Source organism: Martinezella sp. CNPSo 3732 (genome assembly GCF_057784515.1).
On record NZ_JBXSOO010000002.1, the window covers coordinates 446,689 to 464,972 of the forward strand.

10 protein-coding genes are annotated in these 18,284 nt (G+C 57.4%); 3 read left to right on the plus strand and 7 right to left on the minus strand.

What is annotated here, in order from left to right; genetic code table 11:
* Positions 1-16: 16 nt before the first annotated feature.
* The 7 genes from AC13RM_RS07035 to AC13RM_RS07065 form a co-directional block, all read right to left on the minus strand.
* Positions 17-2,203, minus strand: a complete 2,187-nt coding sequence (locus tag AC13RM_RS07035) for a glycosyltransferase family 2 protein (protein ID WP_440478851.1) — start codon at positions 2,201-2,203, stop codon at positions 17-19.
* A 56-nt stretch (positions 2,204-2,259) separates the two neighbouring features.
* Positions 2,260-3,366, minus strand: a complete 1,107-nt coding sequence (locus AC13RM_RS07040; protein ID WP_374816879.1) for a hypothetical protein — start codon at positions 3,364-3,366, stop codon at positions 2,260-2,262.
* A 14-nt stretch (positions 3,367-3,380) separates the two neighbouring features.
* The gene (locus AC13RM_RS07045) at positions 3,381-4,580 is read right to left on the minus strand and encodes a KpsE/RkpR family capsule polysaccharide export protein (protein WP_374816880.1); all 1,200 of its coding nucleotides are present in this window, start codon (positions 4,578-4,580) and stop codon (positions 3,381-3,383) included.
* A 95-nt stretch (positions 4,581-4,675) separates the two neighbouring features.
* The gene (locus AC13RM_RS07050) at positions 4,676-5,329 is read right to left on the minus strand and encodes an ABC transporter ATP-binding protein (RefSeq protein ID WP_069616299.1); all 654 of its coding nucleotides are present in this window, start codon (positions 5,327-5,329) and stop codon (positions 4,676-4,678) included.
* Between the two features lie 13 nt (positions 5,330-5,342).
* Complete coding sequence (locus AC13RM_RS07055) at positions 5,343-6,623, minus strand: KpsE/RkpR family capsule polysaccharide export protein (protein WP_374816881.1); 1,281 nt, start codon at positions 6,621-6,623, stop codon at positions 5,343-5,345.
* Position 6,624: 1 nt separating this feature from the next.
* Positions 6,625-7,578 (minus strand): hypothetical protein, encoded by a 954-nt coding sequence (locus AC13RM_RS07060; RefSeq protein WP_440478849.1) that lies wholly within the window; start codon positions 7,576-7,578, stop codon positions 6,625-6,627.
* Positions 7,579-7,829: 251 nt separating this feature from the next.
* A complete protein-coding gene (locus AC13RM_RS07065; protein WP_113229651.1) occupies positions 7,830-8,666 on the minus strand; it encodes a class I SAM-dependent methyltransferase in 837 nt (278 codons plus the stop codon).
* A gap of 114 nt (positions 8,667-8,780) precedes the next feature.
* Here AC13RM_RS07065 and AC13RM_RS07070 point away from each other — a divergent pair, with 114 nt between their 5' ends.
* From AC13RM_RS07070 to AC13RM_RS07080, 3 genes are all read left to right on the plus strand, one after another.
* On the plus strand, positions 8,781-9,200 hold the full coding sequence (locus AC13RM_RS07070) for a hypothetical protein (RefSeq protein WP_162738097.1): 420 nt from the start codon (positions 8,781-8,783) through the stop codon (positions 9,198-9,200).
* A 103-nt stretch (positions 9,201-9,303) separates the two neighbouring features.
* The gene (locus AC13RM_RS07075) at positions 9,304-10,482 is read left to right on the plus strand and encodes a polysaccharide biosynthesis/export family protein (protein ID WP_113229652.1); all 1,179 of its coding nucleotides are present in this window, start codon (positions 9,304-9,306) and stop codon (positions 10,480-10,482) included.
* Between the two features lie 341 nt (positions 10,483-10,823).
* Positions 10,824-18,284, plus strand: coding sequence for a type I polyketide synthase (locus AC13RM_RS07080; RefSeq protein WP_374816883.1), 7,461 nt, complete (start codon positions 10,824-10,826; stop codon positions 18,282-18,284).

Consider the following 18,284-nt stretch of genomic DNA (forward strand, 5'->3'; position numbering starts at 1 on the left):
TCACCGACAAATTGCGCTACGGCATCGACGGGATATACAGCCGCGTCGGCACCACGATCCTGGGGTCCGATTTATCGCGGCTATAGGTTGGATTGAGCGCGCGGTCGATGAAACCCTGGGTGGCGTGGAGCCGGCGCAAATTCTGCTTTTCCTGCTCGAAGCGCTTCTTCCGTTCACCGGATTTGTCCGAGCCGCGCGACAGCGATTCATGGTGATAAAGGCAAGCAAACGGCGTCCAGACGATGCGATAGCCGGCCTTGTGCGCCCGCAGACAATAATCCACGTCATTATAGGCGACCCCGAAATTCTCCTCGTCGAACAGGCCGATTTTCCGTAGGCAGTCACCCGAGATCAGCATCACTGCTCCGGTCACGCAAGTCATGGTGTTGCGCACATGCAGCCGGTTCATCGGTCCGCCGAACTCCTTTGGCTTGTTCATGTACCAGTGACCGGCAAGGCCGCCGAAACCGATGACTACACCGGCATGCTGCATCTTGTCGTTGGGGAAGAGCAGTTTGGCGCCGACGATGCCGGTCCTGTCATAGGCGAGGCAGGAGACCATTTCCTTCAACCAGTCCGCTTCGATGACCTCGACGTCGTTATTCAGGATGAGATAGTGTTCCCCCGTCGCTGCGCTCAGGCCGCGATTGACCGAGCGCGAGAAGTTGAAGGCTTCCGGTGTGATAGTTGCCGAAAATCGCGGCTCGCTCCGCCGGTAGCGCTCGTAGAGATCGAGAACCGGTTGATCCGTAGAGCCGTTGTCGATGACCAAAACTTCGAAATGCGGATAATCCGTCTTTTCAAAGAGATCGCCGAGGATGCGTGAAATCAGATCGAAATTGTTTTTGCTCGGAATGACGATCGAGATTTTCGGCCACGCATGCGGGGCTTCGAAGATGATCCGGTGCAGCGTCGTGGTGAGAGCGCCCTCGACGGCGATCGTTTGCTTTAGCCGCTCGAATCGTTCGACCAGCGCCTTTCTGGCGTTCGTGGTGGCGGCCTCCATGAACTTGCGGGAAAAGGTCTTGCCATTGCGACGCCACCAATATGCCGGGTAGGGCAGGTGGAGGATGCTCTCCTCCGGGATGCCCTCCAGATAACGCAGCAGCAGATCGTAATCCTGCGAGCCGTCGTAGCCCATGCGGAGATAGCCGATCTTGCGAAGGCGATCATGGCGGTAGATGGAAAAATGGTTGATGTAATTGACGCCCGTCAGCAGCACGGAATCATAGGCCGGCTTCAGCATGACGCCCGTCGGCTTCAAGATGTCGTCGACCACCAGTTCGTCCGTATAGAGGAAATTCGCGCCCGGATTTTGCTCCAGCGTATGCCGGATAAGCTTGAAGGCATGCGGTGCGATAACATCGTCATGATCGAGAAAAGCGATCCATTGTCCCCGTGCTTGGGAGAGACCCGCATTGGTAGCGGCCGCGATGCCGCCGTTGCGCTCATTCAGCACAAAGCGGATATCGTCTTTCGATTGCCGGCTCTGATACCATTGCCGCGTTTCCGGCGACGTCGAGCCATCATCGCTCAGGATGAGCTCGGTGCCTGTTTCGCCCTGTTCTTCGAAAGATTTGACGAGGTCGTCCAGATAGCGGGGCGGCGCATTGTAGACCGGGACGACGACGCTCAGCCAGGCTCCGGCCGTTGCGGATATTGGTGCCCTCTCCAGTGCGGAGGCAAGCCCATAGCTGGCGTCGGCATATTGCACGGTCAGGCTTGCGGCGCGTCGCCCGAAGCGAAGCCTGGGCAATTTCATCCAATATTGCGGGAGCTTGCCGAGATCGACACGCTTGGTCCGTCCATCCGGTTCAAGAAGGGTCGCAATATATGCTTCGGCCGATTTTTTTGACGCAAAGCTCTTGGCGGCGAACTGGAATGTCGTCGGGAAGCTTGCCGGATCGGCACGCAGGGCGCAAATGGAGCCGGCCGAACCGATATCGGCGGTAATGACGAAACGATGCCCTTCCGGAAGCGAGACCGTATCCTTCTCTCGGAAGCCATAGCCGCGATTAATATAGAACTTGGGATCTAGGGGCTCGTCGGTCGCGGCTACATAGATAACGACCAGTTTCTTTCGCATGGGCAAAAATCTGATCTCGAAAGCCGGATCATCCCCTAGGGATTTCCATAGGCTGAGATCGGCATCAGTAGAGATTTCCCGTTCGAGATCGGCGTTCGGTATGATTTTGAGTGTCATCGAAATATTGATTTCTTCCACATGCGAGCAGAGGCATTGCCTGCGAAATTCCTGGCCTAGCCCGCGCCGCTGAGAGGTTCAAAACGTATGCCTGGAAATGTCGGACTGGCATATAGCCGCATTTTCTCGATCGAATGTCGTGTGGCATCGCGGGCAGAAAGCCGCAGCACACGGTCGCCGATGAGCAGGTCGATAGCGGCAAGCCACTCGTCGGCGGTATTGCCGATGTGAAGTTCCCCGGCAACGACGCATCGCTCGAAAGTCGGGCATCTGGAAAATATGGCGGCTGCCTGCAGGCGGCTGATGTCGATCCGCTTGGTATCCGAACGGCTTGCATTCGTCTTTCCGGACAGAAGGGGGGCCAGAGCGATATCAGCTCGATGATGCGCTGTCTTTGCGAGATAGGCCGGCCATGGAAGCGGCGGGATGATCGTCATTCTTGCTGGATCGATCCCTTGCAAAGCCCAGCGTCGGGCGAGAGCGCCGGCGGCAAAAACCTCGAAATGCAGATTGCCGTGTTTCTCCATCGCGGCTTTGACGATGGGCATGAGGAACTCGTGTTCGCGGCGATGGACGCCGGTGGCATGATAGACCATCCTCAGCCGCGCGCCTCCGTCATCCCCGGTATTGACCACGATTTCTGCTGCGTCCGTTGGAAGCGGGGGCAGGATATCGATCCGATGGTTTCTCATCGCGAGCGCGTTTGCCAGGGGTTCGGTCGAGGTCCAGACATGAGTGAGAAGCCTATTGACCCTCGGCATTGGGCGGACGGCCAATTTGATCAGCCTGAACTTATAGAGCCAACCGGCCTCGTTGCCTGTCACGACCGCGGGAATGTCGTCATCGACGAAATAGGCGACCCCGGCAAGCGAGCCTCGTCTTTCTTCCAGCCAGCGCAATTGCGGCTGCTTGATGTAGCGGCAAATGATGACGAAGAGCCCGTCGCTATCGATAGCGTCGAGGGGGTCGTCGAGGCCTTTCATGATGACCGGAATGTGGCCGAGTGTCTTGGCCCGCTCAGCAAGATAATAGCTGAAACTCGGATTGGGATGGCGCGACAAGATCAGCAGGCGCCGAGCAACACGCTCACCATCTTCCGCCAACGCACTGGATGGCCGTGGTCTTGGAAGCAATTGATAGACGATGTCGCGCAAAATTTGCATGGGGCTTCGTGCAACTACGCCAGACGACTTCGGAGATTTGCGAGGATGCCGAAAACCGCGCCCCAGGCAAGCATTGTCACGCTAAAGATGCCGGCGATCCAGAGTGTCCGCTGCGGATACTCGGCCTCGTCGGGGAGGCTGGGCGCCAGGAACGTATCGAGGTAGAGCAGCTGCTGCTTGCTGACGAACTTGACCTGCTCGAGCGTCTTCATGCTCGTGGCGAATTGCTGTTCGGCAAGGCTCTGTTCCAGTTCGCGTTGTGACATGTCCACGGAAACGTCCGCAAGATTCTGCGCGGACTTGTTCTGTCCTGCGACTTGGCTGTTGAGCTGATCGATCTGCTTCTGCCTGCTGTCGATTTCGCGTTTCAACACGCGCATCTGCGGTGCATCGGCGGAGACAGTTCCAAGCAGCGCATCATATTTCTGTTGAAGCTCTATCCTCTCCTTCTGCACGGATGAGATCAAGTTGGTGATAACGGTCGACGATCCCTCGACGCTGAGGACGCCTGTCTGGTTGCGAGCAATCAAAAGCTGATCCCGCGCTTTCTGCAGCTGATCCCTAGCATTGTCGAGATTCGCCTGGGCGGTTGAGATGACATCGCGCCAGATGCGGGTGTTGACGTCGTTGACAACGACTTCGGACGCGGCGACGACCTCGCGCAATACCTTCTGGGCATCGGCCGCGGTGAAAGCGCGCGCCTTGACCGTCACGATGCCGCTATTCGCATCGATTTTGACGGAAACCATGTCTTCCCAGTAATCGAGCAGCTTTTCCGAGCTCGCATCCTTCTTCAGGCGCGCAATCCGATCGATCGAGTCGCTGCCGTAGATCTTTTGAAAGTCGACCCTTTCCTCGAGCGCGGTAACCATGTCCTTGCTCTTGATGAAGTTAGTGACGATCAAGGTGTTCTGTACGATCTGCGCCGGCGGCAGGCCGGTCACCTTGGTAATCTGATTGCTGCCGAGTGCGGGCGTGGAGGTGCGGACAGTAAAGCGCGTTTCCGATTGATACTGATCGGACGCGACACAGGTAAAATAGTAGATCGAAGCGACATTGGGCACGACTATCAGCAGAAAAGTCGATGCCAGCATGACTTTGCCGATGATCTGCTGCATCGGCCGCGGCCGCAGGCCGACGGCCTTGAACAGCTGGCTGCGCCTCGATGTCGAGAAGCGCAGTTTCCGCGCGGTCACCGACAGATTCGTGGCCACGTTCCGGCTATGCTCCGTCGCGCTGAGCCGAAGCGCTTTTGGCGCGTTTTCGGTATCATGAGCCATATTGGGCCTTGCCGTCGATCCCTGATCTTCTATCGATTCAATCTGTAATAAGCTTCGATAGCCTGCTCTACCTTATCGAAGACGATAAGTCTGCCATCGACAAGTACAATACCCCTGTCGCAATGTGTATTAATCATACTCATGCTATGGGACACCATGATGATATCGGAATTCTTGCGTCTGTTCTCGAATGCGATGCGGCAGCGCTCCTGGAAGCGCGCATCGCCAACGGCAAGAACCTCGTCCACCAGATAGCATTCGAACTCGATCGCCATTGAAAGCCCAAATGCCAATCGCGCGCTCATGCCCGAGGAGTAGGTGCGCACCGGGGCGTCGAGGTAGTCTCCCAACTCGGCGAACTCTTCGACAAAGCGGGAGACGCGCCTGACATCCTCACCATAAGCGCGCGCAACGAAATGAACATTGGCTCGCCCCGTCATGAAGGGATTGAAGCCGCTGCCGAGGCCCAGCGGCCAGGATACCCGGACATTCTTGCTGATCTTGCCCGAATTCGGCAGCATCGTGCCTGCAATCATGCGGATCGTCGTCGATTTTCCGGCACCGTTCACGCCAAGCAGGCCGTAGGAATAGCCAGATTCGAACTCGCAATGCACCCGGTCGAGGATGATCTTCTTGCCGCTTTGTGTCTTGAAGAATTTGGAGACGTTCTTGAAGCTGATCATGGTGCTTTTCCGCTCATATCCGGTGATCCTCGACGGATGCCCAGATGAGAGAAAGCGTCGCCCAGGCGACAACAAGCGCAAGCAATATGATCAGCGGTGTGCTGACACGACGCGGAAATATCGATTCGTCAGGCAGCACCGGCTTGACGAAAACGGCGAGGTAGAGAGTCTTGCGCAGAGCTTCGGCAAGTACGGCGTCATAGTTCTTCTGCGCGCTTTCGTAGAGTTTTTCCGCGATCATACGATCGGTTTCAAGCCTGGAATAATCCAGCAGAGCCTTTGCAAGGCTCGCATTCTCAGGGCCTGTCAACTCCGATCTCATCTTTTCGATCTGCGCATCGAGGCTGTCCTTGGCGAGATTGAGCTGCTGATAGGTCGGAGAATTCTGGGCGTTGGACTGTCGCATGACGAAGAGGCGCGTTTCGAATTCCAGCTTTTGCGCAAGCAGCCCGGTCAGAAGCGTGCCGTTGTTCTGCGCCTGTGTCTGCGGGCTCAGAAGGCCGGATGCATTTTGGAACTGGTTGAGGGCGATCAATGTATCGCCATAGGTCTTGCCGCTTTTCTGAACGTCGGCCTTCATGCTCTGCACGATGTCGTTGCGCGCCCGTTCGGAAAGCTCGTTGATGAGCTTTTCGCTTTCCTCAATGATGGCGTCCGCGAGCTTGACGGAATCATCAGGCGTGAAAGCCCTGACCTTCAGTGTGATGATGCCGGAGGTGACGTCTATATAGGCGCTGACATGATCGTTCCAGTACTTCAGGAACTCTTCGTCGGATCGCGCCGAGCTGAATCGCGACAGGAAATCCGCATCCTGCCGGGTAAACATGGCCCGGTAATCGAGTTTCTTGCCGATCCGGTTCAGAATTTCCGTCGAGTGGATGAAGCTGGTGACGACATAAGCGTCCTGTGAAGCCGAGCGCATGTTCAGAGCGCTGGTGGCTCCGCCGGCATCACCCGCATCGCTGGTGTCGCCTGCTCCCGACACGGCACGAACGGCAAAACGTGCTTCCGCCACATATTGGTTCGAGGCAATGAAGGCGTAATATACTGAGCTGGCCAGGAAAGGCAGAATAACGAGCAGGACAAAGCCGATGAGTCTCAGCGGCGGCTTGCCGCCCGACTGTGTTTCGGGCTCGTTGCCGTCATGCACTGGTATGTATTCGACGTCCTCGAGATCGGTACGCGCACGCTGCGCCGGCAGCCTGCGCCGAAACAGCGAAGGCAGGATATGCCGGCTCGTTTTTACCCGCGGAGAGTCCTGGACTATCGCGTCTTCAATGACTGTCTTCGGCATGTCAGCTTGCAATCGTTTCCGGCAGTCCGGGCGCGGTTGGTTTCATCGCCTGACGCACATAGTGGTCGAAAATCAAATCCTCTTCGAGCATAAGTTCGGCAATATGCAATGAACGCAACCTTGCTGCAACGTCTTCAAGGGTGCTGTGTCTGGGTGGCAACGGAAAATCGTCAACCGAAATACCGATGAGCTCGCTGAGCGCTTGTTGAAAATAAAGACTGTCCGTATCGAAACCGACAATGGCAAAGCGCGAGAGAAGATCGATCGCGGTAGCAACATCGCCGCGTGTCACGGTCTGTTCCGGTATGGTCGTGGCCAATTGCCGGGTGACCGGAGATACCAGAACATTTCTGACACTCTGAGGCGCTTTCTTCAGGGCTGTCTTGAGAGAGGCTTCGTTTTCGAGGCTTACCTCGGCAAAATGCTCCGCAGCAGGCGCCAGGATGATCTTGTCGCGATCGCCGAAAAAGGAAATCTGAGTTTTCGCCATTCGTTTCAGAAGGAATATCCGCAGAGCAAGTTCGTAATAGGGATCGGTAAGCAGAACGATGGCCTTGAATCCCTTGTCGAGGAATTCTTCATAATTGCGCATCAATAGCCTGCCACTAAGATAGATCGACTGGATGGCGTTTAGATGAAAGGCCTGCAGGGTGGTTTCGTGACCGAAGCGCTCGACGGATGAAAGCTCATATTGAAAGTTGCGCCCGCAATAGTAGTCGAATTTGACCATTGGCAGCAGCTGTGTCTCTAGCCTTACAATCTTTAACGGAATCGTGTTCGATACTTGCGGTCGCCGATAGATTAACAATCCGGATTTAGCGTCATGGATCATCAGCGACGTACGTTCCATGAGGTCCGGCATGATTGTGGTATCGAGCCTGAAGCCGACATAGCCATCTTCGTGCCGTCCTGAGTCGATGACCGCCTGTTTGAGCTGGTCGCATGGCAAGATCATCAGATCGCCATCGGCGTCCGAGATTCTGATCTGTGGTTTGTCGGAGAAGCCATCGGGGATCAGATAGCCCTCGATAACGTTGCCGCGATCATATTCGAGGTTAAAAAGCACGGAGTTTCTCCGGCGCTTTTACCAGATCGGCACAGTGCCGAAATTGGCGATGGGATGACGCTATTGCACCCTGCATAGCATCATATCTGTCAAGATGCCTATCGATATCGCGGATGTCAGGCCTTGGCATTCGAACCTCGTCAGGTCTTGCTGGGCGCTTTTCGTGCCAGCAGCGAAAAGCTGGGGCCGCCTGGATGGCTCAGATTTTCATCTCGGATGACAACGTCATTGAAGCCGAATGTACGCAGCAGCATCAAGATGTCGTCCCTGTGCATCCAAAAGTGCCGGTCCTTCATGCCACCGCAGAAAGACGCATTGGCATTGGCATGGTGATAGCTACGTTCGTAATAGCGCACCGCAATGCCGTCTATCAGTTTCGTCTCCACTTTACCGCTGAAAGGCAGCCACCGCACGTCGCCCTCTGGCATTGCCTCCTCTAGGACGAAGTGCGTCCAGATGAAAACCGCGCTGGATCGCTTTGCCAGCAAGCGAAGAAATTCACCGGGGTCGGCCATATGATAGAGAACCCCCGATGCAAGCGCTAAATCGTAGATTTCTTCGCCTTCCGCCAGCCACGCCTGAATATCGCCGAGCATGAAAGAGGCGGTATTTATGTTCAGGATCTGCTTGGTCACCAGACATCTTAAAAAACAGAGCCGGTTTGCTTCGATTGCATCGATCCGTGCCGGGCGATGGCAATTCAGCATGTGGGTATGCATCCCCTCGAGCGGACCGACTTCGAGAACGGTCCTGCCTTCTATCGATCCGAATGTGTGCAACGCCCAATCGATGCGATCGTCGGCATAAAGGGGCAGGTTGCCGGCGCTGAGACCGAATGCCGGCGGAAACGCACAGTTCCATCCTTGAAGTGCATCGATGGCGTTCTGGTGCGCTGGCCTACCTTGCTCGTACTGATCGAATATCTCCAGAGGACTTTTCGATGCTTTCTTTTGGGAGCGCTTTGAAAAACCAAGCATTAATACATAACCTTCATTTCAATCGGCATTCCGCCGATCCGGAGACGTTCTCGCATTGGCGCATCGCGGCTCCCAAACCGCTGTCGCCTTGCGGCGAGTTGGCGGAATTTGTAAGTGCCGATGGACAATCGAGCATTGCCGAGGCTGATTCGAGGAGCCATTGATGCTATCTCGCTGGAGGCAGAAATTCGGCAAGTACCGATTGTTGTGGTCTGTCATCTCTGCATGGGTTGCGGATCAGGACTCAACTCTTTTACAGGCAATAGCAATCTTATGAAAAGCGGCATAAGTGCGATTCTGCGGAACTTTATGTCGGCGATCGGGGCGATTTTTTACTATTGCCTTTGCTTAACGGCTTCCTTTTATTTTTCAGAAAATTTTAATTTTAAATTCCAAATAATACTCGTGCAAATTGCTTTAACTGCCTTTGCCCCATATAAATCCGATTTGATCGGGCGCTTCTTGAAACCCGGGTGTGTTCAGATGATCGCACCTGATATTTTTGATTGTATTCCCGGCGTTTGGGCTTGTTGACGCGTGCCCGTTATGCTTTTCAAGGCGTCGATAGATTTGATGCATTCCATGTCGATGTATGCCATCAGGTAATCACGGCAGCTAATTGGTTTGAGGTTTTCAATTGTTTCGTATTGGCGCCGTACTTTGTTGCGTGGTTCTGGCGGGGTGCAATTCCGTCTCGAGCGAAGGTCCTTTAGCTGGCGCCATTGTAAAGGACGCTGGTCAATCCAGCGTTGAACTAGGCCGCAGAAATGCTGCCGTCTTCGATATCGTTGACATCGACAGCCGCAGTGCGCGTCTGGTTTCCGATTATGTTTCCTCCACGCTCAATCGCCGTTTTGGCATGGGCGGCGGCGTCGGTCCGGTCGTTATCGGTGTCGGCGATGCATTGAAGGTCACGATTTTCGAAGCTGGCGCCGATGGCCTGTTTTCGACGGCGCAATCGAAGCAGGTATCGCTCGATATTGTCGTTCAGCCGGATGGCACGGCGGCAATCCCTTATGCCGGCTCGGTTCGCTTCGCCGGCAAGACGCTTGACCAGGCTCGCAAGGCAATCCTCGCGGCTCTGGCAACCAAGGCCGTCGAGCCTGACGTTATCGTGACAAGCATGGGCACGCCCTCGCGGAGCGTCACCGTTTCGGGTGCGGTTGGCCGTCCTTCCATGGTGCCGTTGGACCTGACCAAGGAAAAAATCACCGAAGTCATCGCCAAGGCGGGTGGGCCTGCGACGCAGCCCTACGAAACCTATATTACGCTGGTTCGGGGCAGTAGAACCGGAACGGTTCTGCTGAAGTCGATCATCGAGCATCCTTCTGAAGATATCTATGTCCAGCCGGGCGACCAGATTTTCCTCGTCCGCGATCCGCGAACCTTCACCTTGCTCGGCTCTGTTCGCGGAGACGGCCGTATCGAGTTCGGCGCGAACGATCTGAATCTGCTCGAGGCCGTTGCCCTCGGTCATGGCGCGATCGACGATGCGAGCAACGCCAAAGGCTTCTTCCTGTTCCGCTACGAAGAGCCTGAAATCGCCAAGATTCTGCTCGGTCCCGCCCGTTTCCAGGACCTGCTGCGGAAGGGAATGGTGCCGGATGCCAAGGGACGCTATCCGATCGTCTATCGGTTCGATATGTCCAATCCCGACAGCCTGATCGTGGGACAGACTTTCCCCGTCAAGAGCCGCGACGTCATCTACGTGTCGCGCCATCCTTCCGTCGACATTAGGAAGTTCTTGAATCTTATCGGTACGCCGCTAGGTATCGCGTCCCAGGGAGCAGCAACAGCGGTGAATCTGGGACAGTAATCCTGGAAAAATGAAGGGCAGCGGTTCCATCTGGTCTCCTGCGCTCCTATTCGTCGGCGGATGCCGACATCTGTATGATTGTGACGGATCGTGCCTTGTCGGCAACGGAAATTCATCGCGAACTGACTTGTCGAAAACACGACAATCGTCGCAAGCAATAGCTGCGATCTTCGATTTGGATTGAAGGGTGTAAGAGATCGCATATTGCATCGGTTGTTGCGCTGCCGCATATTGGTTGCACACGCAATTTTTTTGTCGATAACAACCACAGATAATAACGTGTGCAGTTGATATTGAATTCGGCCAGTTTGGTGCCCTTCTTTGAGTATTGCTGAGAGAACATGACAGTTGAAATTATCGGACGCGCAAGCGTTGCCCCAGGGGCGAGTTCGATTGAAGAACTGCAGCTTGTCCTCAAGGAGGGGCGTTGTACGGTAAGCCGCATACCAGAGGAGCGCTGGGATCTCGCGCGCTTTTGGCATCCGGCTGTTGGTATTCAGGGGAAGACTTACAGTTTTGCAGCTGGCGTTTTCGATAATGTCTACGCCTTCGATCCCGCGGTTTTCGGCCTTTCTCATCGCGAAGCGATGCAGATGGATCCGCAGCAGCGCATCCTGCTGAATATAGTCTGGCGCGCTTTGGAAGATGCAAACCTGCCCATCGATGGATTCGAGGGACAGCGCGTCGGCGTCTATGTCGGGGCATCCTCCCTTGAATATGGCAATCTGACGCTGGAAGACCCCGCCTCGGGCAGCCCGTATTTCATGACGGGCAACACGCTCTCCATCGTTTCCAACCGCATCTCCCACATATTCGGATTGCGCGGACCGAGCATGACGATCGACACGGCCTGTTCGTCGTCGCTGGTCGCGCTCGATCAGGCAGTGAAGGCGCTGGAGAACGGCGAGATCGATACGGCGATCGTCGGCGGCATCAATATCCTACTCAACCCCATGTCCTTCGTGGGCTTCGCCCAGGCGCGCATGCTATCGCCGGAAGGGCTCTGCCGTGCCTATGACGACAACGGCCGCGGTTACGTCCGTGCAGAAGGTGGCGCGGCGATCGTATTGCGCCGGACGGACGTTGCACTGCGCGAGAAAGACCGCAGCTATGCCAGGATACATGCCGTAGGCGTCAATTCTTCGGGACGCACCAACGGCATTTCCATGCCGTCCCGCGAGGCGCAGGCCGCCTTGCTTCAGTCGATCTATGAAGGCCGCAATATCGATGTCAATCGCATCGCCTTCATCGAAGGGCATGGAACGGGAACAAAGGTCGGCGACCCCGCCGAAATATGGGCGATCGGTGAAGTCATAGGCCGCAATCGGCGGGCGCCGGTGCCGATCGGCTCGATCAAGACCAATATCGGCCATACCGAACCCGCATCCGGCCTTTTCGGGCTGTTGAAGGGGGTGATTGCGCTCGAAAATAATTTCCTGCCAGCCTCGTTGCATTTCGATCATCCGAACGAGTCCATAGACTTCGAGGGACTGAACGTTAGGGTCAACACATCGACAATCGAGCTTCTTCCGGCCAAGCAGGTGCGCTTTGCCGGGATCAATTCCTTCGGTTTCGGCGGAACGAACGCTCACGTCGTCATCAGCGATCCCGATCCGATTGCGCCGCCGGAGCCGCCAATCCGGGGCGAGGGGATTGTTTTTGCCGTCAGCGCTCACACTGCGTCCGCTCTTTCGACATTGCTCGAGGAATACAGGACCCGTCTTGAAACTGCCGAGCCCAAGGAAGCACGTCAGATCGTTGCTTCCGCCGCGGCCAATCGCGAACCCATGCGCCATCGTTTTGCTGCCCGCGCGAGGGACAGCGCGGCCGTGCTTGCCGCGATCGATGCGCATCTCGCAGGCAAAAATTCGGTCGGCGAGGCGGGTGAGGCTCCGGCGCAGGCCGCCAAGATCGCTTTCGTCTTTTCCGGCAACGGTTCACAATGGGCGGGAATGGGTGTCGGTGCCTATCAGGAAAACCGCCATTTCCGGCAATGCTTCCAGTCCTTCAGCGCGCTCTTTGAATATTATCTCGGAGAGAAGCTGACCGATGTCCTGGTCGCTTCCGATCTTACCGCGCGCTTGGCTGATACAAAGATCGCGCAGCCGCTGTTGTTCGCCATCCAGGCTTCCCTTTCGGATTGTCTGTGGTCCATGGGGGTCAAGCCCGATGCGGTCTTCGGCCATTCGGTCGGCGAAATTGCCGCCGCTTATGCCGCCAAGGCGTTGACGGCTGCCGAAGCGGTTGCCATCGTCGCCAAGCGCTCGCTGCATCAGGATCTCCTCGCCGGCGAGGGCAAGATGGCCGCCGTGGTGCTAGGCGAGGATGCCGCGCTGGCCTTTGCGAAATCCAGAGGTCTCGACAACATATGCATCGCGGCGATCAACGCGCCGAATTCGGTAACGATCTCCGGTCCGGCCGATGAGATAGAGGTCTACAGGGACGCTGCGCGCAAATCCCAGATCGTCGCGCATATTCTCGATATCAATTATCCGTTCCATCATCCGATTATCGACCGCGCCAAAGAGGCCTTTTTCGCGGACTTGCCCGATCTCGCACCGGATAGCGGCACGGGGATTTTCATTTCGACGGTAACAGGTGAATTGCGTGACGGGCGCCTGCTGGATACGCAATATTGGTGGCGCAATGTTCGCGATCCCGTGCTCTTCAAGGCCGGTTGTCAGGCCGCGATGGCGATGGGATGCAACCTCTTCATCGAGATTTCGCCGCGCCCGATCCTGTCGAACTATGTGGCGGAGATCGCCAAACAGGCATCGGTTCAGGTCATTGCGATACCGACCTTGCTACGGGAGGCACCCGTCGCTGACCATGATCCGGTTTCGCAATCATTTGCGCGGGCAGTCGCCAATGGAGCGCCTGCGCTGCGTGCTCGCGGCAGCGCCACCCGTAACGCCTTCGTCAAACTGCCGTCTCTGCCTTTCGAGCCAGTGGAGCTTCGCACCCCTCCGACGACGGATGAGATCGATATCTTCGGTCGGGATCGCAAGAGCCCATATACGCTGCTCGGTTGGCGCGCCGATCTCAATGGTTCGAATTGGAAGAACCATCTCGACGCCCGTCTCTTCCCCGATCTTGCGGAACATGTGGTCGACGGCAAGGCAATCATGCCGGGCAGTGGCTTCGTCGAGATCGCGGTAACGGCGGCGCAACGCTATTACGGGACAGATGCGGTTGAAATCGGTAATCTCGAAATCATCCGGCCGCTCGAATTGTCCCAGGATCGAATGGTCGAGCTATCGACGATCCTGTCGCCGGAGACCGGAGATATCGAGATCCGTTCGCGCGAACGCCTAAGCCATGACGAATGGACGGTTCACGTAGTTGGACGTTGCCGCAAGCCGCTGGCGGGCGAGGGGGACGGCAAGCCCTTCGAGCGATCGGGTACAGAGCGCAAATCCACGTTGACCTCCGATGTGACCTACGAAACGGCGGAACGTTTCGGATTGCATTATGGCCCGCATTTCCAGCTTCTGTCGAAAGCCGTGGCCTTTGGTCATCATGCGATCGAAGTGGATCTGAAGCCGGCTACCCCGCCGTCTCATCCCTTCGCCAGCTATAATCTCAACCCGATGTCGGTCGATGCGGCGTTTCACGGCCTCGTAGCATTGTTTGATCAATTCTCCGGCGACGAAACCGGTGCTCCCTATATTCCCGTTCATTTCGGCACAGTGAGAGCTTTCGGCAAGGGAAGACCGATCGTCAAAGCCGTTATCGACATCGAGCGGTTTAGCGCGAATTCAATCAAGGCCCGTTTCACTCTGTTCGATGCAGACGGCAGGCCGGTCGTCGTTCTTGACGATTGCCGTTTCCGCCGCACGCAGCTGCGCCGCAGGGCAACGCTCGATTCCGTCGCCTTTCATTATGAGGGAGTGCCTTCAGCTCATTTCGCCCGCGGAGACAGACCTAGCGCCGGTACACGGTGGATTTCATCGCATGGCGCCTCCGATGGGAACCGTGCACTCAACAATGCAAGTCTTCTTCTTGACGCCGCGATCTATCGGGCCTGCCATGATATCGCGCTGAAGGTTGCGGACCGCAACGGTACTGTCGCATTCTCCGGCCTTCCCGGTGATCCCGAGTTCAGGTCTTTCCTCGTCAATTGCCTTTACATTTTGGAGGACGCCGGCATCGCGGAGACGGGGGACGGCAGGTGGCATGTACCCCTGGAGCCGACGCTGCCGCCGGTGGGGGAGCTGGTGCAGGAAATCTATCGCGAGGACGCCGGGCGCGTGGCCGAGAGTGTCCTCGTTGGCGACGCCTATCGCGAGACGCTCGAGCATCTGACGATGATACGCCCGCATGTGCTGGAGCGTGAGCCTGCGGCCCAGGGTGCAAATATGCCCGGTGGGGCGACGCTGGAGCATGTGCTTGTCCATTCTCCCTTGAGCCGGAGACGGCTTTCGATGCTGGCGGAGGCATTGGCGTCTTCCATCGAGGCCAACGACGGGGCGATCGGGCACGTTCTTGAGGTCGGCTCGGTATCGGTTGCTTTCAGTCGAAAGCTGGCAACGATCGCTGCGGCCGCAGGCGCATGTCTCGTGATCGCCGAGCCGCGCGAGCAAGCCCGCCGAGCATTGGAGATCGCCTTCGAGCGTGATGTACATGTTATTGTGGCCGATCCAACCAGGCTGAAGGATCGCCCTGTCGCCGACATCGTGATTGCCTCCGGCGATCAGAGCCAGCATTTGATGCGCCACAATGATGATATCAAGCGGATGGTTCGGTCGGTCGCCGCCAGCGGCGCGCAGTTGCTGCTCGCCGATCGCGCGCCGAGCGCCTTCAACGATTTCGTCTTCGGCCTTTCCGCAGGCTGGTTTGCCGATAGCCAGTCGCCCGAATTTCCGGTCGGACGGCTCGGTACACCCCAGCAGATTGCCGATCTCGTCGGAACTCTGGGCTTTGCCAAGCCTCTGATCCATGAACAGACCTTTTCCGAAGGCGCGCTGATTACGGTGTCGGCCGTCTCCGAGCGGCAGCCGGCAGAGGATATTGTCGTGGAAGCCGTCGATCCGATCCTGATCTTGTCGGAGCAGGGCAGGAAAGGTCTCGGCAAGCTAGGCAGGAATATAACGGTCATCGATCTCGACGCATCGTCTCCGGATATTGTCGACGCTCTCGATGCCATTGACCCGGCTACGCGCCGCGTCGTTTATCTTGCGGATATGAAGCGTGGCGATGCAGCGGAACTCTCGTTGTCACGTCTCGCCGCCTTCACGCAATTGGCGAACCTGCTGTCTCAGCACGCCGATGGAACACGGCCTCGACTCGTCATCGTGGCGCCCGGCGGCTCTCCGCTGTCGGCTAGCTCTATCGATGGTGCCAATGCCGGCCTGTGGGCTTTCGGACGCGTCCTTCAGAATGAATACGATGCCTTTGACGTGCACCTGCTGGATGCCGATATGTCTGGCAGTCGAGTGCTATCGGTGATCGATACCCTGATGGTCGCGGAAACGGACAATAGGGAATGGTTGCTGGATCGCGTGACCGGAAGGGTCCGGGAAATCCGGGCTGTGGCTGGTCCCTTCGATGCCATCGAAGCGAGCGGCAGTGATTTCACGGCAGCAACGATCCGCCAGCATGTGAGCGGGCGTCTGGATAGCGTAGCCTGGGAGGAGACGAGCCTTCCCGCGCCCGACCAAGGCGAGGTTGTTGTCTCCGTCGAAGCCACCGGCCTCAATTTCCGGGATGCCATGTGGGCTATGGGCGTTCTGCCCGAAGAAGCATTGGAAGACGGCTTCGCCGGTGCCACGATCGGCATGGAATTTGCTGGACGAATTCTTGCGGTTGGCGATGCCGTCGGCGATCTCAAGCCGGGTGACAAGGTGATGGGGATCGGGCCTGCTGCGTTCTCGACCCATGTGCGTGTTCACCGCGATGGCGTGACGAAGCTCCCCGAACGGATGGACACCGTTGCGGCTGCAACCCTGCCTGTAGCTTTTCTGACCGCCTATTATGCGATGGTCGAGCTTGGGCGCATTCAGCCGGGTGAAACCATACTAATTCATGGAGCTGCCGGCGGCGTCGGTCTGGCGGCGCTCCAGATTGCCAAGCTTAAGGGTGCCAAGGTGATCGCCACCGCCGGTACGGTCGAGAAGCGTGGCTTCCTCGAAATGCTCGGCGCCGATCATGTGCTTGATTCCCGCTCTCTGGATTTTGTTTCCGGCGTGCGGCGGCTTACGGGCGGCGAGGGTGTCGATCTTGTTCTCAATTCGCTCTTTTCGGAAGCGATGGAGCGAAGCATCGAGCTGGTCAAGCCATTCGGCCGCTTCCTAGAGCTTGGCAAGCGTGACTATTACGCCGATCGTAAGATCGGCCTGCGTCCATTCCGGCGCAATGTCAGCTATTTTGGTATCGACGCCGATCAGCTTCTGGTCAATGTACCCGACCTGACACGGCGCATCTTCAGGGAGATCGGCCAGCTTTTCGCCGAGGAAAAGCTGACGCCCTTACCATATCGCGCCTTCGCTTATGACGAGATCGGCAACGCTTTCCGGCTGATGCAGAATGCCGGCCATATCGGCAAGATCGTGGTGCGTCCACCTGTTGCGGGTGTCGACAATGTCCTGCGGGCGCCCGCGAAATCGCTGCGCTTCGATGCCAGGGGCGTTTTCCTGGTTGCGGGCGGCATTGGCGGCTTCGGCCTGTCCGCCGCCGATTGGCTTGTTTCCAGGGGTGCGCGCCGCATAGCGCTGTGCTCGCGCCGAGGCATTGCCGATGCGGAAACGAAAAAGGCGATAGCCGATTGGGCCAGGCGCGGTGTCGTGACGACGCTGCATGCCTGCGATGTCACCGATGCTGTCGCGGTCGAGACGCTGCTTGCCTCGCTTCGCGCCGAAGGCGCGCTGAAGGGTATCGTTCATGCCGCCATGGTTCTGGATGACGCGCTGCTTGCCAACCTGACGCCGGAGCGCAATCGCCCCGTTCTCGAGGTCAAGATCCGTGGCGCTGAAAACCTGGATCACCTGACGCGGGACGACAAGCTGGAGCTTTTCCTGCTGTTCTCCTCGGCAACGACCATGCTCGGCAATCCCGGCCAGGCGAATTATGTGATGGCAAACGGCTACCTGGAGGGCCTGGCGCGGGCTCGCCGCGCTGCCGGCAAGCCCGCGCTCGCCGTCGGTTTCGGCGCCATTGCCGACAAAGGCTTCCTTGCCCGCAATATCGAGGTCAATGATCTCCTCTCCAAGCGCATCGGTAAGGCAGCGCTGAAGGCGCGCGACGCTCTGGAGCAGGTCGAGCGTTATATGCTGGCGCACAGAGGCGCGGTCGATGCGGCGGCAGTCATGATCGCCGAGATCGATTGGAATGCCGTTCGCCTGCTGCCAATCTCCGGCCGGTCGCTGTTCGAACCGCTGATGCGGCATACAGGCAGCCATCAGGCTCTGAACGAGGGAGATGGCATCGATCTCAAGGAGCTGATCAAAGGGAAATCGGAAGAGGAGGCTCAGGCCGTCCTGCATGCGCTCGTCGCTGCGGAGATTGCTGCCATCCTGCGCGTGACGGAAGACACGGTGACGCCCGACAAGGTTTTGAAGGATATCGGCCTCGATAGCCTGATGGCCATGGAGCTCGGCATGAGCTTCCAGCAGAAAACCGGCTTCGATATTCCTTTGAGCGGCGTAGGCGAGGGCACGACCGTGGGCGATGTCGTCAGCCGCTTGCGTGATCGAGTCATGAATCGCAATGGTGATGATGCTAGTGGTGACGCGGCCGGAGACGAGGTGGTCGAGCGTCTGGCGCGCAGCCATGCCTCAGACCAGGAAAAAAGGGCCGTCCAGTGA